At 65.0% G+C, this 22,912-nt stretch carries 24 protein-coding genes; 9 read left to right on the forward strand and 15 right to left on the reverse strand.

Features of this window, described 5'->3' with window-relative positions:
* Window positions 1-24 precede the first annotated feature (24 nt).
* The 3 genes from ACQCSW_RS02180 to ACQCSW_RS02190 all read left to right on the forward strand — a co-directional run bounded on the left by ACQCSW_RS02180 (window position 25) and on the right by ACQCSW_RS02190 (window position 1,663).
* Window positions 25-351, forward strand: a complete 327-nt coding sequence (locus tag ACQCSW_RS02180; protein ID WP_426989305.1) for a rhodanese-like domain-containing protein — start codon at window positions 25-27, stop codon at window positions 349-351.
* A 39-nt stretch (window positions 352-390) separates the two neighbouring features.
* Window positions 391-1,329 (forward strand): prephenate dehydratase, encoded by a 939-nt coding sequence (pheA, locus tag ACQCSW_RS02185; protein WP_426989306.1) that lies wholly within the window; start codon window positions 391-393, stop codon window positions 1,327-1,329.
* A 124-nt stretch (window positions 1,330-1,453) separates the two neighbouring features.
* The gene (locus tag ACQCSW_RS02190; RefSeq protein WP_354253219.1) at window positions 1,454-1,663 is read left to right on the forward strand and encodes a hypothetical protein; all 210 of its coding nucleotides are present in this window, start codon (window positions 1,454-1,456) and stop codon (window positions 1,661-1,663) included.
* 2 nt (window positions 1,664-1,665) lie between these two features.
* On the opposite strand, the gene ACQCSW_RS02195 is transcribed toward ACQCSW_RS02190, so the two are convergent.
* Window positions 1,666-2,724 carry a diacylglycerol/lipid kinase family protein gene (locus ACQCSW_RS02195; protein WP_426989307.1) on the reverse strand — a complete coding sequence of 353 codons (1,059 nt, stop codon included), beginning with the start codon at window positions 2,722-2,724 and terminating at the stop codon, window positions 1,666-1,668.
* 89 nt (window positions 2,725-2,813) lie between these two features.
* Here ACQCSW_RS02195 and serS point away from each other — a divergent pair, with 89 nt between their 5' ends.
* The 3 genes from serS (at window position 2,814) to ACQCSW_RS02210 (ending at window position 6,379) form a co-directional block, all read left to right on the forward strand.
* Window positions 2,814-4,094, forward strand: coding sequence for a serine--tRNA ligase (gene serS / locus ACQCSW_RS02200; protein WP_426989308.1), 1,281 nt, complete (start codon window positions 2,814-2,816; stop codon window positions 4,092-4,094).
* 178 nt (window positions 4,095-4,272) lie between these two features.
* Window positions 4,273-5,304 (forward strand): hypothetical protein, encoded by a 1,032-nt coding sequence (locus tag ACQCSW_RS02205; RefSeq protein WP_426989309.1) that lies wholly within the window; start codon window positions 4,273-4,275, stop codon window positions 5,302-5,304.
* A gap of 214 nt (window positions 5,305-5,518) precedes the next feature.
* Window positions 5,519-6,379, forward strand: coding sequence for an HAD family hydrolase (locus ACQCSW_RS02210; protein WP_426989310.1), 861 nt, complete (start codon window positions 5,519-5,521; stop codon window positions 6,377-6,379).
* A 113-nt stretch (window positions 6,380-6,492) separates the two neighbouring features.
* Here ACQCSW_RS02210 and ACQCSW_RS02215 read toward each other — a convergent pair whose 3' ends face one another.
* The gene (locus ACQCSW_RS02215; RefSeq protein ID WP_426989311.1) at window positions 6,493-6,633 is read right to left on the reverse strand and encodes a hypothetical protein; all 141 of its coding nucleotides are present in this window, start codon (window positions 6,631-6,633) and stop codon (window positions 6,493-6,495) included.
* A gap of 297 nt (window positions 6,634-6,930) precedes the next feature.
* Between ACQCSW_RS02215 and ACQCSW_RS02220 the strand changes: the two genes are divergently transcribed.
* Entirely contained in the window at window positions 6,931-7,443 is a 513-nt protein-coding gene (locus ACQCSW_RS02220; RefSeq protein WP_426989312.1) for a helix-turn-helix domain-containing protein, read from the forward strand.
* A gap of 368 nt (window positions 7,444-7,811) precedes the next feature.
* The gene (locus ACQCSW_RS02225; protein ID WP_426989313.1) at window positions 7,812-8,078 is read left to right on the forward strand and encodes a DUF1761 family protein; all 267 of its coding nucleotides are present in this window, start codon (window positions 7,812-7,814) and stop codon (window positions 8,076-8,078) included.
* Window positions 8,079-8,193: 115 nt separating this feature from the next.
* Here ACQCSW_RS02225 and ACQCSW_RS02230 read toward each other — a convergent pair whose 3' ends face one another.
* Genes ACQCSW_RS02230 through ACQCSW_RS02240 form a run of 3 tightly spaced genes read right to left on the reverse strand, consistent with a single transcriptional unit; the run spans window position 8,194 to window position 10,167 of the window.
* Window positions 8,194-8,793, reverse strand: coding sequence for a hypothetical protein (locus ACQCSW_RS02230; RefSeq protein WP_426989314.1), 600 nt, complete (start codon window positions 8,791-8,793; stop codon window positions 8,194-8,196).
* A 59-nt stretch (window positions 8,794-8,852) separates the two neighbouring features.
* The gene (locus ACQCSW_RS02235) at window positions 8,853-9,557 is read right to left on the reverse strand and encodes a hypothetical protein (protein WP_426989315.1); all 705 of its coding nucleotides are present in this window, start codon (window positions 9,555-9,557) and stop codon (window positions 8,853-8,855) included.
* Window positions 9,550-10,167 carry a hypothetical protein gene (locus tag ACQCSW_RS02240; protein ID WP_426989316.1) on the reverse strand — a complete coding sequence of 206 codons (618 nt, stop codon included), beginning with the start codon at window positions 10,165-10,167 and terminating at the stop codon, window positions 9,550-9,552. Before ACQCSW_RS02240 ends, ACQCSW_RS02235 begins: the two co-directional genes overlap by 8 nt.
* Before the next feature lie 187 nt (window positions 10,168-10,354).
* On the opposite strand from ACQCSW_RS02240, the gene ACQCSW_RS02245 reads away from it, so the two are divergent.
* Complete coding sequence (locus tag ACQCSW_RS02245; protein ID WP_426990601.1) at window positions 10,355-12,814, forward strand: phosphoketolase family protein; 2,460 nt, start codon at window positions 10,355-10,357, stop codon at window positions 12,812-12,814.
* Here the strand turns inward: ACQCSW_RS02245 and ACQCSW_RS02250 are convergent.
* The 10 genes from ACQCSW_RS02250 to ACQCSW_RS02295 form a co-directional block, all read right to left on the reverse strand.
* Window positions 12,780-13,952, reverse strand: coding sequence for a HoxN/HupN/NixA family nickel/cobalt transporter (locus ACQCSW_RS02250; protein WP_426989317.1), 1,173 nt, complete (start codon window positions 13,950-13,952; stop codon window positions 12,780-12,782). The two genes, ACQCSW_RS02245 and ACQCSW_RS02250, sit on opposite strands and share 35 nt — an antisense overlap.
* Window positions 13,952-14,827, reverse strand: coding sequence for an urease accessory protein UreD (locus tag ACQCSW_RS02255; protein WP_426989318.1), 876 nt, complete (start codon window positions 14,825-14,827; stop codon window positions 13,952-13,954). Before ACQCSW_RS02255 ends, ACQCSW_RS02250 begins: the two co-directional genes overlap by 1 nt.
* Window positions 14,824-15,441 carry an urease accessory protein UreG gene (ureG, locus tag ACQCSW_RS02260; RefSeq protein ID WP_426989319.1) on the reverse strand — a complete coding sequence of 206 codons (618 nt, stop codon included), beginning with the start codon at window positions 15,439-15,441 and terminating at the stop codon, window positions 14,824-14,826. Before ureG ends, ACQCSW_RS02255 begins: the two co-directional genes overlap by 4 nt.
* A gap of 12 nt (window positions 15,442-15,453) precedes the next feature.
* A complete protein-coding gene (locus ACQCSW_RS02265; RefSeq protein WP_426989320.1) occupies window positions 15,454-16,146 on the reverse strand; it encodes an urease accessory protein UreF in 693 nt (230 codons plus the stop codon).
* Window positions 16,127-16,609 (reverse strand): urease accessory protein UreE, encoded by a 483-nt coding sequence (gene ureE, locus ACQCSW_RS02270; protein ID WP_426989321.1) that lies wholly within the window; start codon window positions 16,607-16,609, stop codon window positions 16,127-16,129. Before ureE ends, ACQCSW_RS02265 begins: the two co-directional genes overlap by 20 nt.
* 24 nt (window positions 16,610-16,633) lie before the next feature.
* Entirely contained in the window at window positions 16,634-18,376 is a 1,743-nt protein-coding gene (gene ureC, locus ACQCSW_RS02275; RefSeq protein WP_426989322.1) for an urease subunit alpha, read from the reverse strand.
* Complete coding sequence (locus tag ACQCSW_RS02280) at window positions 18,373-18,732, reverse strand: urease subunit beta (RefSeq protein ID WP_426989323.1); 360 nt, start codon at window positions 18,730-18,732, stop codon at window positions 18,373-18,375. The genes ureC and ACQCSW_RS02280 overlap by 4 nt, the downstream gene beginning before the upstream one ends.
* Window positions 18,733-18,741: 9 nt before the next feature.
* Window positions 18,742-19,044, reverse strand: coding sequence for an urease subunit gamma (locus ACQCSW_RS02285; protein ID WP_426989324.1), 303 nt, complete (start codon window positions 19,042-19,044; stop codon window positions 18,742-18,744).
* 145 nt (window positions 19,045-19,189) lie between these two features.
* The gene (locus ACQCSW_RS02290) at window positions 19,190-20,935 is read right to left on the reverse strand and encodes a purine-cytosine permease family protein (RefSeq protein WP_426989325.1); all 1,746 of its coding nucleotides are present in this window, start codon (window positions 20,933-20,935) and stop codon (window positions 19,190-19,192) included.
* A gap of 446 nt (window positions 20,936-21,381) precedes the next feature.
* Complete coding sequence (locus ACQCSW_RS02295; protein WP_426989326.1) at window positions 21,382-22,710, reverse strand: carboxylesterase family protein; 1,329 nt, start codon at window positions 22,708-22,710, stop codon at window positions 21,382-21,384.
* Window positions 22,711-22,912 lie beyond the last annotated feature (202 nt).

Raw genomic sequence — 22,912 nt, forward strand, 5'->3', positions numbered from 1 at the left:
TTGATTCTCCGAAAGAGGACCCCCATGAGCGATTTCGATACCGTGCCCGTCAACGACGTCCCAGCCGACGCCGTGATCCTGGACGTCCGCGAAGACTACGAATGGGTAGCCGGGCACGCTGAGGACGCCGTGCACATCCCCCTGGATCAGCTTCCGACGCGGCTTGACGAACTGAACCCGGACCAGGACGTCTATGTCATCTGCCGCACCGGCGGACGGTCCTTCCGGGCAGCGCAATGGCTCACCGGACAGGGCTATGCGGCCATCAATGTGGCCGGTGGGATGGACCAGTGGCTCGAGTCCGGCAAGCCGCTCGTGTCCGACAACGGCCTCAAGCCACTCATCCTGTAGTTCAGCCCGAACCTGCATCCTGTCACCACAGAGGAATTCATGCCCCCGTCATCCGTTACGTATACCTTCCTGGGGCCCGAGGGCACGTTCACCGAGGCGGCACTGATGCAGGTTCCGGATGCCGCCGACGCCACCCGCATCCCGGCGTCCAACGTCAACGCGGCGCTGGACATGGTCCGCCACGGCTCTGCAGACGCGGCTATGGTCCCCATTGAGAACTCGGTGGAAGGCGGAGTCACGGCCACCCTGGACGCCATTGCGGGCGGGCAGGAACTCCGGATCATCCGAGAAGTTCTGGTGCCCATCAGCTTTGTGCTGGTCGCCCGTCTAGGCGTGGACGTGGGGGATATCCGCCGGATCTCTACCCACGGCCACGCCTGGGCGCAGTGCCGTCTCTGGGTGGACGCGAATATTCCGGGTGCCGAATATGTTGCCGGCTCCTCCACCGCGGCGGCCGCAATGGGGCTCCTGGGCCACGACGCCCACTACGACGCCGCGATCTGTGCGCCCATTGTGGCCCAGGAGCAGCCGGGGCTGACCGTTCTGGCGGAGAACATCGGCGACAATCCGGGTGCTGTAACGCGGTTTATCCTGGTGAGCAAGCCGGGCGCACTGCCCGAACGGACCGGTGCGGATAAGACCACGGTGGTAGTCCCGCTGCCGGAAGACCGCCCGGGTGCGCTGATGGAAATCCTGGACCAGTTCGCCACGCGGGGCGTGAACCTCAGCCGGATCGAATCCCGGCCGACCGGTCAGTACCTGGGACACTACTTCTTCAGCATCGACGCTGACGGCCACATCGGCGACGCCCGTGTGGCAGATGCCCTGGCCGGTCTTCACCGCATCAGCCCGGCCACACGCTTCCTAGGCTCCTATGGACGGGCGGACGCCCAAAGCTCCAGCGTCGCGCAACACACGTCTGACGAGGCATTCCGGGCGGCGCATGAGTGGGTCGGGCAGATTCTGCAGGGGGAATGAGTGCAGCTTGACGACGCTTAGGGCTTCGCCCACAGCGTAGGTCAAGGTACTTCCCCACGATAGTTACTGTGCGTATGCTTGCTTGATCCACTTGGGGGATGGCCCCTAACGAAGGGAGCAGGTCATGAGTACCAGCAGCACAGATAATGACGGCCAGGGCATGATCGTTAATCCCAAGCCCGCGGCGGACAACCAGGACTGGGACGGCGATGAGGCTGACCGCGCCGACCGCCTGCGCTTCGAAGAGGAACAGGCCCTGATCCGCGAGCAGTCCGAGGCACGTGCCGCGAAGGCTGCCGCAGAGGCTGAAGCGGTCAAGAAGGCAACCGCCTGAGGCTAGGCCTGCAGGCCTTTCACCCTTATCAGGAGGGACCGCGGCTCCACCTGGACGGTGAGCTTGGTGGCCAACCCGGACGTGTCCCCGTCGATTTGTGTGGGCATGGGCTCCGGGCACTTGATGACAATTCGCCCGGCCCGGTACATCGTCATAATGGGCAGGTTGCCCTTGTGTTTGAAGAGGATTTTCGCATACATGGCCAGCCAGCCGATGGCGCTGCGGGGGCTCATGACCACCACGTCCAGCATGCCGTCATCGATCATGGCTTCCGGGATGAAGTCGATCCCGCCCGGGACCAGCCCACAGTTGGCAAAGAGGACGCTGCGGATGTTCCGGACCTGCTCCGGCTTGTCATCCATCGCGACTGATACTTTCCTTCGCCGCCCGGGCAGGTGACGCATTCCGGCCTCGGTATAAGCGAGCCAACCCACAGCTCTCTTGAGGCCGTCATTCGTATCAGCGAGAATTTCGGCGTCCATGCCGATCCCGGCGATCACCAGGAACGCGTGCTCGGAGGAGTGTCCCGTGCGGGAATTTTCGATGCCCATCCGTGCGGTATCGATGTAGCGTTGGTGGCCGAAAAGCGCTGTCTGCACGTTGGCGTGAAGGTCGTTGACGTCAAGTTCCACGTTTCGCGCCAGGAGGTTTCCCGTCCCCAGGGGAATCAGGCCCATGGCCACATCCGTATGCGCGAGGGACTCAGCCACCACCCGCACAGTACCGTCGCCACCGCCCACCAGAACGACGTCGGCCTTGTAGTCCAACGCCGACCGGGCCTGGGAGTATCCGGGGTCCTCGGCGGTCGTCTCCAGGAAGAGGGGCTCGTCCCAGCCGGCTGTCAGGCAGGCGCGCTGGATGGCTTCCTTCGCTTCCGGTGCACGTGCCTTGACGGGATTGAGGATGACCGCCACGCGTTGCTGGGTGAGGCCGGTTTCGTGTGCTTCTTCGTGGACTGCGCTGCGGATGTGCAGGGCCTTGAGCCTGCGGACGCCCCACCAGCTGGAGACGGCGAAAGCCAGCGCCGCCGCGCTCAGGACGTAAAGAAGCCAGTCGTTCATGGTGCTTCAACAGTATCCCGGCCGCGGCGCCGCGATTCCCCCGTCCGGCCGGGCAGTGTTGGTTCCGCCGGATTCGATACTCTTGTCTGGTGATCGACGTAAAAGACCTCAGCGAAAACCCGGACAAGTTCCGTGCCAGCCAGCGCGCCCGCGGCGCAGACGAATCAGTGGTGGACGCGATCATCGCCGCAGACTCCGCCAGGCGTGCCGCCCTGATCCGGTTTGAAAACCTCCGCGCCGAGCAGAACGTCTTCGGCAAGAAGGTGGCGCAGGCCAAGGGCGATGAGAAGAAGGCCCTGCTCGCCGAGGTGAAGGAACTGGCCAACACTGTGAAGGCCGCATCGGCCGAAGCGGACGCTGCCCAGGCCAAGCAGGACGAACTGCTGCGCACCATCCCGAACCTTATTGAGGATGGCGTCCCCGAGGGCGGCGAGGACGACTACGTGGTGGTCAAAACCGTTGGCACGCCCCGCGAGTTCCCCGATTTCGAGCCGAAGGACCACCTGGAAATCGGTGAGCTGATCGGCGCGATCGACATGGAGCGCGGCGCGAAGGTGTCCGGCTCACGCTTCTACTTCCTGCGCGGCGTGGGTGCACGCCTGGAGATGGCGTTGCTGCAGATGGCCATGGACCAGGCCATCGAGGCCGGCTTCGTTCCCATGATCACGCCTACTCTGGTGCGCCCCGAAACCATGCAGGGCACCGGTTTTGACGTAAAGCACGACGCCGAGATCTACCGTCTCGCCGAGGACGACCTGTACCTGGTGGGCACCTCCGAGGTTGCCCTGGCCGGCTACCACGCGGACGAGATCCTGGACCTGACGGCCGGCCCCATCCGGTTCGCCGGGCAGAGCTCCTGCTACCGCCGTGAGGCCGGCTCACACGGCAAGGACACCCGCGGCATCATCCGCGTCCACCAGTTCAACAAGGTGGAGATGTTCATCTACACCACGGTGGAAAAGGCCGCAGCCGAACACGAACGGCTCCTGGCCTGGGAAGAGGAGATGCTGGCCAAGTGCGAGCTTCCCTACCGGGTGATCGACACAGCCGCCGGCGACCTCGGCATGTCCGCGGCCCGCAAGTTCGACTGCGAAGCCTGGGTCCCCACCCAGGGCGCCTACCGTGAGCTCACGTCCACCTCGAACTGCACCACGTTCCAGGCCCGCCGCCTGAACATCCGCGAGCGTGTGGTCAACGACGAAGGCGTTGCCAAGGGTACCCGCGCCGTGGCCACCCTGAACGGCACGCTGGCCACCACCCGCTGGATCGTGGCCATCCTGGAGCACCACCAGAACGCCGACGGATCGGTCAATGTCCCGGCCGCACTGCAGAAGTACCTGGGTGGTATGGAAGTCTTCCCCGTCCTCTAGGCTCCGGCCCACCGGCCCCGCACCATTCCTGGGCTTGTCCGCGGATCCGAACCTTGAAGGTCCGGATCCGCGGATACGCCTAGGAGCCTTCTTTCCGCGACTTCCTCCGACGCCTGGTTTGTCCACATAGCGCCTGTGGCCTGCTGACAGGCGGGCCACGTGCGGGCAGCCTGATGGCATGGAAATCATGCCCGGACTGATTGATTCAGCTGCCATCCTGCGTACACAGGCCGGCACTGATTCCATCCACCGCGACTTCAGGGCAGGAAAGCTGGTCAGGATCCGCCGCGGATTCTATGTCAGCACACCGGAGTGGCTTCGTGCCCGCCCCTCGGAGCGCTTCGCCTGGTCGACGACGGCGGTTGCCAGATCAGTCAAGGGCGCCGTGCTGTGCGGAGAAACGGCTGCCCTGGCCAACGGCCTGCCCACCCTCAGGACGCCCGCGTTCGTTGAACTTGCAACGACACTCCCCGGACGCAGCGGGACGCGGCGGTCGCCACTGCTGGTTCTCGGTGAGGAATCGGCAGCCAAAGAAGTGCGGGAAACGCGTTCCTATCCGCTTCGGTACCGGCTGAGGACCACGGTGGAACCCGTCGTGCAGGGTGAGTTCCGATGCACGGGGCTGATCCAGACTGCAGTGGATGTCATGGTGTCGAGCAAGCTGAGCCAGGCTCTGGTGGTTGCTGACGGGCTGGCTCGACGGCTGCATGACGAAGGCATTCTGGCCACAGACGCCAATCTGCTGGCCGTGGCGGACATCTCCGATGGCCTCGCAGCCCATCCGTTCGGGGCCGCCCGGCGCCGTGCGGAGCAGGTTGCGCGGCTGGCTAGTCCTCTGGCGGAATCGGTGGGGGAGTCTTACAGCAGGGCTGCTTTCGAATTCCTCGGCTTTGAGCAGCCCGTACTCCAGCACCAGCTTAGGGATGACGACGGCTTCATTGGCCGCAGCGACTGCTGGTGGCCGGAGTACGGTGTTGTGGGTGAGTTCGACGGCAAGGCCAAGTATGTTGATGCCGGCATCCGTGGCGACCTGACCGCCGAAGAAGCTGTTTACCGCGAAAAGCTGCGCGAGGATCGGATCCGTGCGCTTGGATATGGGTTTTTTCGCTGGAGCTGGTCCGATGTGGATAACCCTGAGCGGCTCAGGCGCAAACTCCTGTCCGCGGGCCTGCGCCCTCGGAATCCACGGGCCCCAGGGAACAGGCTCTAGTTCGCGTATCTGGGTCTTCATGGTCAGGATCTGCGAACAAGACTAGGAATTTCTGGGACGCGCGGCGGAGAATCTACGGCTGGCACGCGGGCGGACAGCGTGCCGAAGGTTAACACTCACACCCCGGGATAACCCTGTGAGTATTTACCGGGTGTTCATGGGCGCTGTGGCCTGCGTCCTAGCCGGTGTCAGGGGTCTCTGGTCTACTGGATGTATGACTACATTGACTGAAACCACAGTCGCTGGCATCGATGACCAGCGGATCGCAAACGAAAACAGCACCACCATGTTCATGGTTGCCCTGGACGTGGACGGAACCCTGGTGGACCACGACGGCCACATGTCCGCCCCTGTCCGGGAGGCCGCCCAGGCCGTGGTCGCCGCGGGACACGACGTCCTCATCGCCACCGGCCGTTCTCTGAACGCCACGCTGCCCATCATCGAACAGATCGGCATCGACCGCGGCTATGCCGTCTGCTGCAACGGCGGCGTGACGCTCCGGCTGGATCCGGATCTGACTGACGGCTACGAAATCATCCACAAGGCCACCTTCGATCCGGCTCCGGCGCTCCGGGCGCTGCGGGAGAAGCTGCCCACGGCCAAGTACGCGCTGGAGGACGAGGACGGCAACTTCCTGTCCACGGAACGCTTCCAGGACGCCAGCTTCGGCGTGGAGGCCATCGGCGTCGATTTCCAGACGCTGCTGGAGGCCACCGCGGTCCGCCTGGTGGTGTTCAGCACCGAAAACACGCCTGAAGAATTCTCCGCGACGATCAAGGAGATCGGCCTGGCCGGCGTCACCTACTCGGTCGGCTGGACGGCGTGGCTGGACATCGCCGCGGCCGGCGTCACCAAGGCCAGCGCGCTCGAACGGCTCCGCGGCCAGTTGGGGACTGAACCCCACCGGACAGTAGCTATTGGCGACGGCCGGAACGATATCGAAATGCTGGGCTGGGCTGGCCGGGGCGTCGCCATGGGCCAGGCCCCGGAGGAAGTCATCGCGGTGGCCGATGAGGTCACCGCTTCCGTGTTCGACGACGGCGCCGCGCACGTGCTGCGCAGCCTCCTGCCGTAGGGCTGCTTCCGCCGCAGCCTTGCCTCGAGTTTTTGTCCAGATAACGCTGCCTAACGCCTCTAAACGGGCATTATCTGGACAAACTCCTCGAGGGCGGGCTTCCCCGCTGGGGGCTACCTCTCGTCCGGTCCGAGGTCCGGCCCGGAGACAAAGCGGACGTCGCATGTGGTGCTGCCTTGAAGTTCCTGGATGGCCAGGACGTTGCTGCCTTTCCTGATGAGCGGCCCCAGCACGTAGTGTGCGCTGCGGTCCACGGCTCCAGTAGCGGCCCAGGTTGAAGCCGTTGAGGTGGGCGCTGCCCTTCGTCCAGCCGTCCAGGCGCAGGTACCGGTCTTCCGGTCCGTCCGCTTCGCTGACCCTGAATCGGACTTATCGGAGCTACTCGTCGTCCGATCGCGCGGAATTCTTTTTGGCCTTGGAGCGTCTGGGAAGCGCTTCTGGTTTGTGCGCGGAGCTCCGACTGCGAAGTACGAAAAGATCCTTCCGGCCCGTCCGCGCACCTGATTCTCAACCTGTCCTCGCCCTACCCCCTGATCGACCCGTTTGCCGAGGTGCCGGAGCGGGGCGCCACAGAATGGCGCGCCGCGGAGGTCGCCGTCGGCTTCTATTCCGGCGTCCAGCGCACCTATCTCATCAGCGAAAACCCGCCGCAGCTGGTCAATATCGGGGCCGTGCTGGAGCCTTACGGCATCGCCGCGCTGACTGACGCGCCGCCGTCGCAACTGCAGGGCACGGCGCAGGACACGGACGGGTTCCTGCCCGGATTTTCGGCCCTGCGTGACGGACTGGCTGACGCCGATCCGGTCGCCGCTTTCGAGGCGCTTGACGGTTTCCTGACGTCCCGGCTCCGTCGTGGCGTGGACCAACGTACGCGGGCGGCGGTGGCCCTCTTGGCGGAGGAAGACATACCGGTGGCCGAGCTGAGCCGCCGCCTGGGCATCAGCCCTTCAACCCTGCAGCGGATCATGATCCGCGACTGCGGAATCACGCCCAAAAGCTACGCCGACGTATGCCGTTTCTACCGTTTCGTCAATGCCGCAGCCCTGCTGCCAGCGGACAGTTAAGGCGGCCGGGAGCTTCTGGGCCTGGCCGATTACTATGACCAGCCCCACCTGATCCGCACTTTCCGGCACTTCAGCGGATTCACGCCGTCGGAATACCTCCGCCTCATCCGCCAACTCGGCCCCGATTTCGCCACGTTCGTTCCCTTGGAAACCCCGACGGCGGTCCGCTCAGCGCGTTCGGACCCTGCCTGCCGCGCGGTGCGGCTTTTCTACAAGACGCAGGGGGAAGGCTGCCGTAGGCTCCACCCCGTCGGCGCCCCCGAACGGCGTCTGCGGGAAGGGTGACTGCGGTGGAAGTGAACATCAACTGGCTGGCCGTGCTGCTGGCCGCGCTGGCGGGCTTCATCGTGGGAGGGCTCTGGTAGTCGGTGCTCATCGCTAAGGTATGGCAACGCGAGGCCGGCTTAACAGATGAGCAGCTGAAGCACGGAATGGTGCGGGTGTTTGCGGGATCGTTCCTGCTCGCAGCGGTGATGGCCGTAGTGCTCGCCGCCTTTATCGGCGACGGCGGCGCGGGATTCGGCACTCTTGCCGGGCTGGCCACCGGCGCGGCCTGGGTGGCGGCCGCATTGGGCGTCAACTACCTCTTCGAACGCCGCAGCCTGACGCCATCAACGCCAGCTAAAACATCGTGACGTTCTCGGCAATGGGGGCAATCATCGGCGCCATGCAGTAACGGCGCCTGCAACAGGGGCCCAGAACGAATGGGCTTCGCTGCTTTCAGCGCACCTCGGTTCAGCGCACCTCGGTTCAGCGCACCTCAAGGATGAGCGCCAGCAGCCGTGCGGCGGCGGGACGGGCAGCGTGTTCCTCGTTCCATTGGGCCCTGGCCACTGCCTTGCTGACGGCCTGCGTGGTGATACCGAGTTCCTGGGCCACGGCTTTCTGCTGTCCGCGGACGCCCGGCGTCATGAGGTCCAGGACGCGCCATTCAGCCCCGGATCTGTCCCGCACAATATGGCCCAAGAGCCGCAGCACGGCCTCGGCTTCGTGGGCGACGTCCGCCAGCGGCCCTTCCACGGCAACCGGGATGCGTTCTTTGCTGTTGCGGAGCCGGTCCACCGCGCGCCGGGCATAGATCAGGCCGTGGCCGGAGGCATCCTTGATCTGGTTAGGAAGCGGCTCGTTGACCGGCCCGACGCCGATACCCACGTACCAGGAGCCGCAGCGCAAGGCGATCAGGGCAGCCTCCACCGCCTGATGCGGGCAGTCCACAATGCCCTGGACTTCATCCTCCACAGACCGGTCAAAATCCAGGCGCGCGGGTATGTGCCGCAGGTCCTTCAGCAGCTGAGGGACGCGGTCGCCGTCGCGCCGGCTATCGGTCTGGTTGATGGTCAACGTGAACATGTGGATCAAAGACTACCGGTTAGTAGTTGGCCCAAGGCAAGTCGGCGACGGGTCCTGATTCAGGCAAGGTCAAGCCTCGTGGCCGTGCTGATCTGAACGGGATGCAGCGCCTGCAGCGCGGGAGATCCTTCCCGGTGGACGCCGGATTCCGCCATGGCCCGCTGGATCTCGGTCACAAGCCTGTCGGGTGCCCCTGCCGTGCTGAACGTAAAGAACCCCGGCTCAGGTGCCCCGGACCCGCCCACGGCGCTGGCGGCCAGCGCCGTGGGAGCTCCGTGGAACACAACTGCGTACCGCCCGCGCACGCCCAACGAGGTTTTGCCGTTTTTGTTCAAGGTCTTGAGCAGGCTGTCCGCAGCGACGCCGGCCGGGGCCTCGACGGTCCGCAGCGACCGGGGATCGAGGTCCAGCCAGAAGATGGCGCGGGCGGTGTGTTTCTGGGCGTACCCGTACAACAGGCCGCCGTCGAACACCAGCACCCGGCGGAAGCTCCAGAAGAGGGTCAGGGACCACAGGACCAGTCCAGTCAGGAGGCTCGTCGCCAGGAAGAGCGGGATGTCGGAGAAGAGAGCCGGGTCACGCTGGGACGAGGGGCGCCCCGTGAACTGGAAAATCGTGCCGTAAATGAATCCGACCACTACGAGAGGAGGCAGCCACTTCCAAGCGATATGCCAGGACAGCTCGCTGTGCCGCAGCCGCCCCAGCTTGTCTCCGTATAGCCGTTCAGCACGGCGGACCAGCCAGGTTCTCCCGGCGTCAGCCACGCTGGCCGCCTTGGTCGTAGAGGCCGGGCAGTTGGCGATGCCGGGCCGCGGCGTCCTCCGCTGCGGCCCCCACCACGCTCGGGTGGACAGGCGGGGGCGGCACGGGAAACCTCCGGTCAAGGGTGATGTGGCGGGTTCTTGGGCCGTCCCCGGAGGGGCTTGAGCCGCCGGCGGCCGCGAGGAGGAATACGAGGACGACAACGGGAAAAAGCACCATCCTGGCAAACATGACCCACCCTGCCCGCCAGAATCCCGGGCGCCCTCCGGTGCCGAAGCGCACCAGCCGCGTGCCGGTAGCCAGGGAACCGAGGGAGATTCCACCGGCACAACAGAACCCGTACAGCCCCGGCGCCACAACCCAGACAGCGCCGGCCGCAGCCAGGGCCTTGCCTGCCGTCCCCGCACCCGAACCCAGAACAGAAATACAGGCGACGGCCGCCATGACCGCCACGAGGCCGAAATCCACGGCCCACGCTCCCAACGACTGCCAGCCAGTGGATTCGACCACAGACGTCCCGTTGCCAAGGACCTTGGTTCTCTTGCGGACGCTTTCCAGCAATTTTGGATCCGCAATATAGGCGAAGTTGTCCGCGCCCTGATGTCCTGCCACGATGTTCCCCCAAGAAATTCCAGCCCAAATCAAACAGGTTCAACTTACCGTGCCGCGCCGGATGTCGCGATGGGGACACCTGACCATGGGGAATGCCCGCCCTGCCAAGAGGTTGTGCCGCGTACCGATAGGTGTTGCGATGGAGGCTCAGCTGCTGACGGCGGCGCGCAGCTACGTGAGGATGGTCATGGCCGGAAGTATGGGGCAGGACAACTTGGGGCAGGACAACTTGGGGCAGGACACCCTGGACCTTGTGGACCGGTGGTGGCGGGCCGCGAACTACCTTTCGGTGGGACAGATCTACCTGCGCTCCAACCCGCTGCTGCGGGAGCACCTCGCCGCGGACCACACCAAGTCCAGGCTCCTGGGCCACTGGGGGACTACGCCGGGCCTGAACTTTGTCTACGCACACCTGAACCGCGTGATCCGCCGGGACGCCCAAGAAATGCTCTTCATTGCCGGTCCGGGCCACGGCGGTCCTGCTGTTGTGGCGAACGCCTGGCTCGAGGGCACGTACTCGGAAATCTACGGCCAGGTGGGCTCTGACGAGGCAGGAATGGCCGAACTCTTCCGCCAGTTTTCCTACCCCGGCGGCATTCCCAGCCATGCAGCGCCGGAGACCCCGGGTTCCATCAGCGAAGGCGGCGAACTCGGGTACGCGCTGGCCCACGCCTACGGGTCCGTGTTCGACAATCCCCAGCTGATCACCGCCGTCGTGATCGGCGACGGCGAGGCCGAAACGGGGCCGCTCGCGGCGAGCTGGCACTCGCACAACTTCCTGGATCCTGCCGCGGATGGTGCGGTGCTCCCCATCCTGCACCTGAACGGCTACAAGATCGCCAATCCCACCATCCTGGCGCGGATGCCGCAGGAACAGCTGGAGCAGCTGCTGCGCGGTTACGGCCACGAACCGTACTTTGTGACCGTCCAGGACCCGGACCACACGGAGCAGGCGCACCGGGACTTCGCGGCCGCCGTCGACAACTGCCTGGCCGGGATCCGCGCCATCCAGGACTCCCACCGGGGCGGGGCGGACGGGACGGGCGGAAAAGCGCACGACGGCGGCACTGCAGCCGGTGCCCCCGGAAACGGCGCTGCGCCGCACTGGCCCATGATTGTGCTGCGCTCGCCCAAGGGCTGGACGGGACCGCGGATAGTGGACGGACTCCAGGTGGAGGGCACCTGGCGGAGCCACCAGGTCCCGCTGGCGGAAGTCCGTACCAATGGAGCGCACCGGAAACAGCTGGAGGAGTGGCTGAAGTCCTACCGTCCGGAAGAGCTGTTCGACGCCGAGGGCCGGCTCAGGCCCGACGTAGCCACCAATGCGCCTACCGGGAACCTCCGGATGAGCGCCACCCCGCACGCCAACGGCGGACTCCTCCGCACACCGCTGAAGCTGCCCGCCTACGCCGCCCACGCCGTCGACGTCGCGGAGCCGGGAACGGAACGGATCAGCCCCATGGTCACCCTGGGCCCGTGGATGCGGGACGTCATCTCGCTGAACATGGAGAACTTCCGCCTCTTCGGGCCGGATGAGACGGCATCCAACCGGCTTCATGCCGTCTATGAAGTGACCGACAAGGTCTGGCAGTACCGGATTGACGACGTCGACGAGCACCTCGCCCGCTCCGGCCGCGTTCTGGAGGTGCTCAGCGAGCACCTGTGCCAGGGCTGGCTGGAAGGCTACCTCCTGTCCGGCCGGCACGGAGTTTTCAGCTGTTACGAGGCGTTCATCCACATTGTGGATTCCATGTTCAACCAGCACGCCAAGTGGCTCAAGGTCCACCGCAAGCTCCCGTGGCGCCGGCCCGTGGCGTCACTGAACTACCTGCTCTCCTCCCATGTGTGGCAGCAGGATCACAACGGCTTTTCGCACCAGGATCCCGGCTTCATCGACCACGCGGTGAACAAAAAAGCCGAGGTCATCCGCGTCTACCTGCCGCCGGACGTGAACACCCTGCTGTCGGTCATGGAGCACTGCCTGGCATCCACCGATTACGTGAACATTGTGGTCAGCGGCAAGCAGCCATCGCCCACGTGGCTGGGACCGGCCGACGCGGCGAACCACTGCAGGCGGGGGCTGGGCATCTGGGAGTTCGCGGGTTCGGAGGTGCCGGGGGAAGACCCGGACGTTGTTCTGGCGTGTGCCGGGGATGTGCCCACAGTGGAAACGGTGGCCGCGGCCGAACTCCTGAAGCGGGGTGTCCCGGGGCTGAAGGTCCGTGTGGTGAACGTCGTCGATCTGATGCGGCTCCAGGACGCGAGTGAGCACCCGCACGGCCTTCCGGGGTCGGACTTTGACGGCATCTTTACCCCGGACAAACCGATCATCTTCGCCTACCACGGCTATCCCTCGCTGATCCACCGGCTGGCCTACCGCCGCACCAACCAGGAAGGCCTGCACGTGCGCGGCTACAAGGAGGAGGGAACCACCACCACGCCGTTCGACATGGCCATGCTTAACGGGATCGACCGCTTCCAGCTGGCCATCGACGCGATTGACCGCGTACCCGGGCTGGCCGAAAAGCACTCGCTGCTGCGGCAGAACCTTCAGGACCGCCGGATCCAGGCCCGTGAACACACCCGCACCCACGGAGAGGACCCGGAGGAGATCAGTAATTGGTCGCTCGGCGAGCGCCGGGTGTAACGGAGCGACTCGTCTCGTCCTGACTTCGCGCTGACTGTTTCGGACCCAGTCGGGTGGCGTTGCCATGCGCTCGACCGTCACCTTGTGCATCGTCGCCTTTTGGGGGGTCCAATCGCCAGCGTACAGAGGCGGCTGCCCAGCAGGCCAGCAACACCCCGACCAGCAGCAGCCCGGCATCGCCCAGATCAACGGAAGCCAGCCACCCGGTCAGCGGATCCCGGAGGCCCAGGGCCGACTGGAGAATGCTGCCCAGGGTAATGACCGCGATGAAGAGGGCGGACATGGCGGAGATGCCCGTGATGACCGCGTTGAAGGCCAGTTTGCATCGGGGATCGGCCAGTGCCGAGCGGTACATCCGCATCATGGCCACGCCGTTGATCGTGTCGCAGAGCGTCATGGCGGCGGCGAAGGCCAGCGGAAGTGCGAGCAAGGTGAGCGGGGAAACGCCTGCGAGGGATGCCGCCGTCGCCGTAATCAGCAGCCCGATGGTGGTGGCGGTGTCGAAACCGAGCCCGAAGAGGAAGCCGATCGCGAAGATGTGCCGGGGATGGTGGACCCGGGCCAAGGGCCGTGTGAGTAGCCGGGCCACGAAGCCTCCCGCGGCCAGATCAGCTTGAGTGACCCTAGCTCCGTTGAGTGCGCCTCGGTAAGCCTTGACAGTCCGGAAGAAGGCCGAACCGTTGAAGATGCCCATCGCCAGCAGGAAGAGCCCGGATACGCCACTCCCGATCAGCCCGAGCAGCAGATTGCCCGCAGTTCCCTCGGCCATGAAGCTGCCCACCAGTGCGACACCAGACACCAGCATCACCCCGGCGAGGACTACCACGGAGCTGTGGCCCAGGCTGAACGCGAAGCCCACGCTCACCGGGTCTTTGTGCTCGGCGGCGAACTTTCGGGTGGAATTGTCGATCGCGGCCAGGTGGTCCCAGTCATAGCTGTGTTTCACGCCCGCAAGGTATGCGGTCAGGACGAGCCCCATCGCCAGCGGCTGGCCGGCTCCTGCGGCGCCCGCCAGCAGAAGTCCGACGGCGGCGCCATGGAGGGCGGCCACCGCGCCGAAGGTGAAGAGCAGCCGGGTCCGGAGCGGCAGGGTGCCCCGCCTTCGGTAGATGACGGCCACCCGGGTCAGTGCGCTCATCAGTATTTCCTCAGGTCCAGGGGTGCCTGCCCATGCCAGCGGTCCCGGAGCAAGGCGGTGCAGGCGCCCACCAGCCGGTTCAGTTCTTCAGTGCTGTTGGACAGCGAGCGCAGTACCAGCCCGGTGGTACCAGCCACGGTGCGGGTGAGGGAGATTCCGGTATGGGCGTCGTGGCCAGCGGTGAGGCCGTGCAGATCGTCGGCGAGCGCCTGACCAACCCGTTTGTCCACCACCATCAGCGAGCCCAGATGGCTGAAGCCCTCCATGAAGCCCATGCCGGTGACATCGTTTAGCGGGGGCCGGATCAGCAGGTTATCGAGCGCCAGCAAGTCCGTCCCGTCCGGTCCCACCACCCATAGCTCAGTCCGAAGCCGCAGTTCCTCGTAGCGGAAGGCCGCACCGTCCGGCGACCAGCCGGGCGTCACCACCTCAGCCATCACCAGGCTGGACGAAGGGCGCACCGTGATATGCGTGTTCTGCCGGTAGCTGGCCTCCCGGTAGGCGATCAGCTGGTCAGGCAGCAGCTCGAGCCGCGAGTCCTTCCCCAGCCGCAGCGTCATCCGCTGCTCCGCAAAGGACCCGGGAGTCCGATAAACCTTCGTCGCGGACTGCGTCGTCAGCACCAACGAGGCCCCGTCCTGGACCTCGACCTCAACAAGGAAGCGATCAGCCCCAAGAAACGCCCCGCCAGGATTGACCACGACATAACAAACCTGCCCGGAATCATCGAGATAATGCGGCCGCAGGACTCTTAAAGCGCCTTGATGAAACTGCTTCGAGGCAACCGACCGCCCGCGCCGTTCACTGATGACGAGCTCAAGTACGCCGCGAGGCGACGCGGCCGTCGGACGAACAGTGGCCGCCGTCGTACTCATTGGGCCAGGTCGAGCATCAGGACGTCCCTGCGCACCCATTCGATGACGGCGTCGAGCCCTTCGTCGGTCTTGAGGTTGGTGAAGCAGAACGGTTTGGTGCCCCTGAACTCGCGTGAGTCGCGTTCCATGACGGCAAGGTCGGCCCCGACGTGGGGTGCGAGGTCGGTTTTGTTGATGATGAAGAGGTCAGATTTGATCATGCCCTGGCCGGCCTTGCGCGGGATCTTTTCGCCCTGGGCCACATCGATGATGTAAATGGAGAAGTCCACCAGCTCCGGGCTGAAGGTGGCAGAGAGGTTATCGCCGCCGGATTCAACGAAAATCACCTGCAGGTCCGGGTGCCGCGCCTTGAGTTCCTCGATGGCGGCGGTGTTCATGGACGTATCTTCGCGGATGGCGGTGTGCGGACAGCCGCCGGTTTCGACGCCGATGATCCGGTCCTCGGGCAGGATGCCGTTGGCGGCCAGAATCTTGGCGTCCTCGATCGTGTAGATGTCGTTGGTGATGGCGGCCATGGAGATCTCACGGCTCATGTGGCGGGTGAGCCGCTCTACCAGCTGCGTCTTGCCGGCACCAACCGGTCCGCCGATGCCGATCTTGATGGGTTCACTCATTCTGTCCTCCTGCTAGCTCATGAACATGCGGGCACGTTGACGCTCGTGCCGCATCTGCGAAATTTCCAGTCCGGGGCTGACGGCTCCGAAGTCGTCCGGTATCAGGCGGCCGATCCGCTCGACGGCGGCAGCGACGCCGTCGGCCGCGTTCCGCAGCAAACGCTGACCGGCGTTCTGCCCCAGCGGGATGGCGCGCACGGCGTTCTGGGTCAGCGACGTGACGGTGGCGAACAGGTAGGCGCCGAGCGCTTCGGTGGGCGGCACGCCCAGGGAACGGGCGACGACGGCGAACGCCAGCGGCTGATGGCCGGCAGCCCGGCCGCTGGTCACCAGCCCCCGGTACAGTCCCAGCTCGGCCGACGGAAAAACCTCGGAGCCAATCTCCAGCAGACGGTTTCCCATCTTGAGGCTCGCCTCACGCACCTGCCGCGGCAACAGCTGCGCAGAAAGCAGGACATCGAGCTCCCCAACATCCCACCCCTCATAAAGAAAACGGATAGCCAACCCGTCGGAATAGGAAAGCTGCTGCCCCACAAACGCAGAAAGCCACACCTCAAAGCTCCCCTCATCCGAGACCAACCCGCGCTCAATATAGGCTTCAAACCCCAGCGAGTGAGCAAAAGCCCCGGTAGGAAGCGCAGAGTCTGTAAGCTGCTGTAACGCGAGCTGGTAACCGGCCAAAGGGCTAGTGGCTGTGTTCGGCATGGCGGAAGGGGACGGGCATGACGCGTTCCTGGCGGTCGTAGGGCACTCCGACGTGCTTGAGATAGTCCTCCACGGTGTGGTCGTACTGGCACACCATGACTTCGGCGCCGTACCCGGAGTTGGCGTCGAAGAACTGGGCCTGCAGATGCCGGTTGCCCAGGGAGTGCGCCACCACACCCATTTCGTGGATGGTCCTCGGAGCAATGACCAGGACGTCAGTGGGCAGCACCGAGACCACGATCATGTTGGTTTCGGCCACGTGCAGGATGTCGCCGTCGCGCAGGTCCCCGGAGCCGGCGGGCAGCCGGATGCCGATCTCCTTGCCGTGGTCCGTGGTGACGCGTTGGATGCGTTTGACCAGCTGGGCGCTGGGCAGCACCACCTTCTCGCGGTGCAGCCCGGCGTACTTGGACGAACCGGCGGGCAGCTCGTGCAGGTTGCCGAGGACTTTTTCGATAATCACTTAAGGCTCCGGATGGTGGGGACGTCAGAAGAGGAAGTAGCGCTGCGCCATGGGCAGTACGTCGGATGGCTCGCACGTGACGTCCTCGCCGTCCACGGTCACCTGGTATGTTTCCGGGTCCACCTGGATGTCCGGGGTGGCGCCGTTGTATTTGAGGTCTGCCTTGGTCAGGGTCCGGATGCCGGAGACGGGCCGGATGATTTTCTCCAGGCCCAGTTCCTCGGGGACACCGGCGTCGATGGCGGCTTGGGACAGGAACGTGATGGACGATTGCTGAACTGCCTTGCCGAAGGTGGCGAACATGGGGCGCATGGTGCGCGGCTGCGGTGTGGGGATGGAGGCGTTGGCGTCGCCCATCAGCGCGTACGCGATCTGCCCGCCCTTGAGCACCAGCTCCGGCTTGACCCCGAAGAACGCCGGATCCCAGAGCACCAGGTCCGCGAACTTGCCCTCCTCCACCGAGCCGATGGAGTCGGCCATGCCCTGAGCGATGGCGGGGTTGATGGTGTACTTCGCGACGTAGCGCTTGAGGCGGAAGTTGTCGCTGTTTTCGGAACCGTGCTCGCCAGCTGCGATATCCCCCCGGGGGTCCTTCAGAACCCCGCGCTGCTTCTTCATCTTGTCCGCCACCTGCCAGGTGCGCGTGATCACCTCGCCGACGCGGCCCATGGCCTGGGAGTCGGAGGAAGTAATGGCGAAGATGCCGAGGTCCTGCAGGACGTCCTCGGCGGCGATGGTCTCTGCGCGGATGCGGGAATCGGCGAACGCCACGTCCTCGGGGATGTTCGGGTTGAGGTGGTGGCAGACCATGAGCATGTCCAGATGCTCTTCGATGGTGTTCCGCGTGTACGGCAAGGTGGGGTTGGTCGACGCCGGCAAGACGTTGGGGAGTCCGGCGATCCTGATGATGTCCGGGGCGTGGCCTCCGCCGGCGCCTTCGGTGTGGAAGGTGTGGATGACCCGGCCGTCGATGGCGCGGATGGTGTCCTCCACGAAGCCGCACTCGTTGAGGGTGTCGGTGTGGATGGCCACCTGGACGTCGTATTCGTCCGCCACCTTGAGGGAGGTGTCGATGGATGAGGCGGTGGAGCCCCAGTCCTCGTGGACCTTCAGTCCGACGGCCCCGGCGCGGATCTGCTCGGCCAGCGGTTCGACGGCGGACGCGTGGCCCTTGCCGAACACCCCGATGTTGATGGGGAGGCCCTCGGCGGCCAGCAGCATCCGCTGGATGTGCCACTTTCCGGGGGTGACGGTGGTGGCCTTGGTGCCTTCGGCGGGGCCGGTACCGCCGCCCACCATGGTGGTCACGCCGCTGGTGAGGGCGGTGGGCACCTGGTCCGGGGAGATGAAGTGGATGTGGGTGTCCACGCCGCCGGCGGTAAGGATCTTCCGTTCCCCGGCGATGATTTCGGTGCTGGCCCCGATCACGATGTCCACCCCATCGGTGATCTGCGGGTTGCCGGCCTTCCCGATTTTGAAGATGTGCCCGTCCCTGAGGGCGACGTCGGCCTTGTAGATGCCGGTGTAGTCCAGGATGACTGCGTTGGTGATGACAGTGTCCGGGACGTTCTCATCCCGTCTCATCTGGCCGTTATGGCCCATGCCGTCGCGGATCACCTTGCCGCCGCCGAACACGACTTCCTCACCGTAGACGGTGAGGTCCTTCTCAATTTCGAGGAACAGTTCGGTGTCCGCCAGGCGGATGGCGTCACCCGTCGTCGGGCCGTACAAGTCCGCGTACTGCCTGCGGGGAAGGTCGAAGCTCACTGGGCGTCCTCCTTACCGGCGTCGGTGTTGGGGACGCCTGGACTGGCCGCATCGAGCGGGCCGTTCACGGCGTTGCTGAGCCCATGTACCTCGCGGCTGCCGGCGAGTTCAATCAGCCGGACGGTCTTGCTGTCCCCTGGTTCGAACCGCGCCGCGGTCCCGGCGGGGATGTCCAGCCGGCGGCCGTAGGCGGCCTGCCGGTCAAACTTGAGCGCGGGGTTCGCCTCGGCAAAGTGGAAGTGCGACCCCACCTGGACGGGACGGTCACCGGTGTTGGTGACGACGACGGCGGCCGCCTCGCGTCCGGCGTTCACCGTCACGGGTTCGGGCCGAAGGATGTATTCGCCTGGGATCATGGGCCTGCCCTATCGGATCGGATTGTGGACGGTGACGAGCTTGGTGCCATCAGGGAACGTGGCCTCGATCTGGACGTCATGGATCATTTCCGGGACACCCTCCATGACGTCCTCGCGGGTGAGGAGGGTGGTGCCGTAGCTCATGAGCTCGGCAACCGTGCGGCCGTCCCTGGCGCCCTCAATCAGTTCGTAGCTGATGACCGCCACGGCCTCGGGGAAGTTCAGTTTCAGGCCACGGGCCTGCCGGCGCCGGGCAAGATCGGCGGCCACCACAATCATAAGCTTTTCCTGCTCACGGGGCATCAGATGCATCAGTGAATCCCTTCTGCGCTGGCAACACGGCAGCATGAAGGCACCGCGGTGTTGCCAGCGTAGTCCTGGGATATTTCCTGCAGGTTTCGTGGGCCCTTCCCATCAGCTCCTCCGGCGTGTTCGCACCCTGCCGGAGGGAGGACTGCTACGGCTGATGGGCATCCAGGACATAACGCCCGGTCTTGTCCGTGGACAGGGACAGCGACGAGATGTACTGGTTTTTCCCGTCCGGCCCCCGCTCAGCAGAGAGGATCATGTCGGGGCGCTCGAATTCCAGATCCGTCACGTGGCACCGCAGCATCACATCGGAGGGGTTGCCGTCGGCATCGAGCATCGGAAGGTCGACGCCGTCATGGCTGCGGCGCAGGTAGTACCTGCCCTTGGTCAGGAGAGCCATCAGGGGTGTGGCTAAGAAGGCGATTCCCACGGAGAAGATGGGAGAGTACGGCTGGACTGTCGGCCCGAATGCGCCGAAGAACATCGCGATGGAGATTCCGGCGGAGAGCAGCATCGAGACGAACCCGACCGGGTTGATGGCGTGGAGCATGCCCCGCCGGAACTCGGGATATTTGGGGGAGATCTTGAGGACATACTTGTTGATCGCGATGTCGGTGGCGACAGTAACGATCCATGCCATGGCGCAGTTGGCGTAGAAACCCAAGATGGTGTTGAGGAACTCGAACATGTTCGTTTCCATGAGAATCAGGGCGATGGTGACGTTGACGATCACGAACACGAGCCGGCCAGGGTAGTGCTTGGTCAGGCGGGTGAAGGAATTGGTCCATGCCAGCGACCCGGAGTATGCATTGGTGACGTTTATCTTGATCTGTGAGATCACGACGAGGACGACTGCCAGAGCCATGGCGAGCCACTGCGGCATCATCTCCTTATAGACGCCAAGGAACTGGTGCACCGGTTCATTCGCCGTGCTGGCGGCCGCAGGGTCCAGGGAGGAGATCAGGTAGACGGCGATAAAGAGCCCGATCGCCTGCTTCAGCGCTCCGAAAATCACCCAGCCCGGTCCGGCAAGGATGACGGCACGCCACCAGGATCGGCTGTTTTCCGCGGTCTTGGGAGGCATGAAGCGCAGGTAATCGATCTGTTCGGCGATCTGCGCAATCAAGGAGAGGCAGACTCCGGCGGCCAACATAACGGACGCGAAACTGGTACCGCCGGAGCCGTCCGCTCCGCCGTAGTTGAAGAAGTCCTGCACAGAGCCCGGGTGGGTTGCGACCAGGTAAACGAGTGGGACGACCATCAGCAGAAGCCACAACGGAGTGGTCCACACCTGCAGCTTGGCCAGGGTGTTCATGCCGTAGATCACCAGCGGAATCACAATGATGGTGGACACCGCGTATCCGATCGCCTCCGGGACTCCAAGTCCCAGCTCGAGCCCCTGGGCCATAATCGACCCCTCGAGCGCGAAGAAAATGAACGTGAATACCGCGAAGATGACATTGGTGAGCACCGAGCCGTAGTACCCGAATCCCGATCCCCGGGTAATCAGGTCCAGGTCGATGTTGTACCTTGCGGCATAATAAGCGAGCGGGAATCCGGTGACAAAGATAATGGCTGCGGCGACGACAATTCCCAGCAGTGCGTTTGCTGTTCCGTATGCCATTCCAATGTTCGCGCCGATGGAGAAGTCGGCGAGATAGGCGATGCCGCCCAGCGCACTGGTGGCCACCACCCCGGTGCCCCATTTGCGGTAGGAACGCGGCGCGAAACGCAGTGTGTAGTCTTCCAGGCTTTCCTTGGTCGCGCTGACGGCGTCCCGCCTATTTTCCGGGCTTCCGCCCCGGCCGCCGTCGGCGCCTCGATCCAGAATTGCCGTGGCTGGGCCTTGGGGCGGCCGGCCGCTCCCTGCCGCGTGCTCAATGGGGTCTTGCATCGTCCCTGCTTTCGGTAATGGTGTACCCCGGGGCGGCTTCCTGCCTCTATGGAACACCTATCTCCGCGTCGCACAGCAACATGCCCGTCTTAGGGATGAAGCTGGCCGTCGGCGGGCCCCGGAACTCATTCCAACCAAAACTATTCGGGAGCTGTGTCTTTGCAGTCACCGTTCTGTAACGGCTGCGTTAATACTGCCTCACCGGCTCGGCACGGTTCTGAGACCGGCCAGTTGGCTGGACGGCACATGGATCCAGCCGGCGGTCAAAGCTGCGGCCGCGTGCGATCCGGGTGGGCGAGCCTGTCGGCAGAGACGTTGAGCGGGATCAGCCCGGTGTGCCGGTGACGAAGCGGTCAGTGTCCCGGTAGGCCAGCAGGCGGCGTCCCATGCCAGGACCGCGACGGCCGTTTTCCTGGTCGCCGCGGCAAGATCGATGCCCAGCGTCCTCAGGCGGCCTGCCGGTACTGAAGTGCGCCCGGAACGCCACCTGTCTCATCCAGGCCGTCGCCGCGGGCGAACGCGGCCCACAGCCGACGCATCTCACGGCCCACGGCGTCGATCTCATCCCAGGTTGCGCCCCTGAGGAGCCCGGCGGCGGCCCAGGTCTGTTGGTTTCCGAAGAGCAGCGGCAGGTCAACGGTGTGTGCGGCGCGGTAGTAGTTCCCAGGCGCACCCCAGGACAGCACGTAGCTGTACGCCTTACCGCCGGCACGGGCGTGACGGCGGGCAAACTTGCGGGCGGATCTGCCGTAGACCGCCTCCGTCACCGCCCAGTTGATGGCTTTCACGGCGGCCGCACCCAGCACCGGGACTTTGCCCAGTCGGCTGACCACGGGACTCCGTGGCAGGAACAGGCGGGCCTCGTCGGATGTGTGCCCGATCAGCACTTCGATGCCCGGGGCCGTGGCGTTCCAGGCGGCCTCAACGCGTGATTCCGGCGGCAGCGGGGCGTGCCCGTACTGCGTGCCGAACGGCATTGCCGCCATCAGCCCGTACTTCCGGGCCACCTGCGACACGCGGTCCTCAATGGCCACGACGTCCATGGCAGGGGTGTCTTCCGTGACGGCTTCGGCCGCGATGCCCATGGCACGGCTCATCTTGTGCCGGCCGCGGGTGATCCCCAGCGGTGCACTCTGGATGATGGCCCGTTGGAACAGGGACGGCGCTTCGGGCGTCGCCATGAGGTGGGCTACGGAGTCGCCGCCTGCGGACTGCCCGAACGCGGTGACACGTCCCGGGTCGCCGCCGAAGGCCGCGATGTTGCGCTGCACCCACCGGAACGCCTCCAGCTGGTCCAGCAGGCCGAGGTTCGCGGGCCGGCCTGTGCCGGTGGCCAGGTATCCGAACAGGCCCAGCCGGTAGGTCACGGAAACCACGATGACCCGGTTCTCGGACACCAGGGACTTGGCGTCAAAGATCGCCAGGTCGCCGGAGCCCGACGTGTAGGAACCGCCGTGCAGCCACACCATGACCGGGACCTGCTCGCCGGCGGCAAGCCTGGACGGAACGGTGATCGACAGGCACTGGCAGTCTTCACTTCCGGGGAGTTCGCCATACCGGGTACCCAGGACGTCGTCTAGGAACGGAACAGGGCCCTGCGGGCAGGCTGGTGCGAGGGTGGTGGCGGCAAAATCGGCGGTCCAGTCGGACGGTGCAACGGGAGGTTGGAAACGGCCCGCCGTGGCGTAGGGGATCCCGGTGGCGCGGAGCACGTCACCGTCCCGCCACCCGGTGATCGGGCCGCACGGAGGATTAAACGAAGGCTCGGAACTCACAGGGCAACGATCCCACAGATTCCTTCGGAGTTTTTGTCCAGATATCGTGCCTTTGCCGCTGCTGAAGCCCCGATATCTGGACAAAAACTCACAGATGACGACGGCGGGTGCCGGGCTCTTGCGAACCCGGCTCCCACCGTCGGCTGGGCCCACGCCGTCAGGGTTCCCTGACCGAGCGAAGCGAGGTGAGGGAGACGGTGGG

The sequence above is a fragment of the Pseudarthrobacter sp. Y6 genome (assembly GCF_050156205.1).
In the GTDB taxonomy this organism is placed as follows: domain Bacteria; phylum Actinomycetota; class Actinomycetes; order Actinomycetales; family Micrococcaceae; genus Arthrobacter.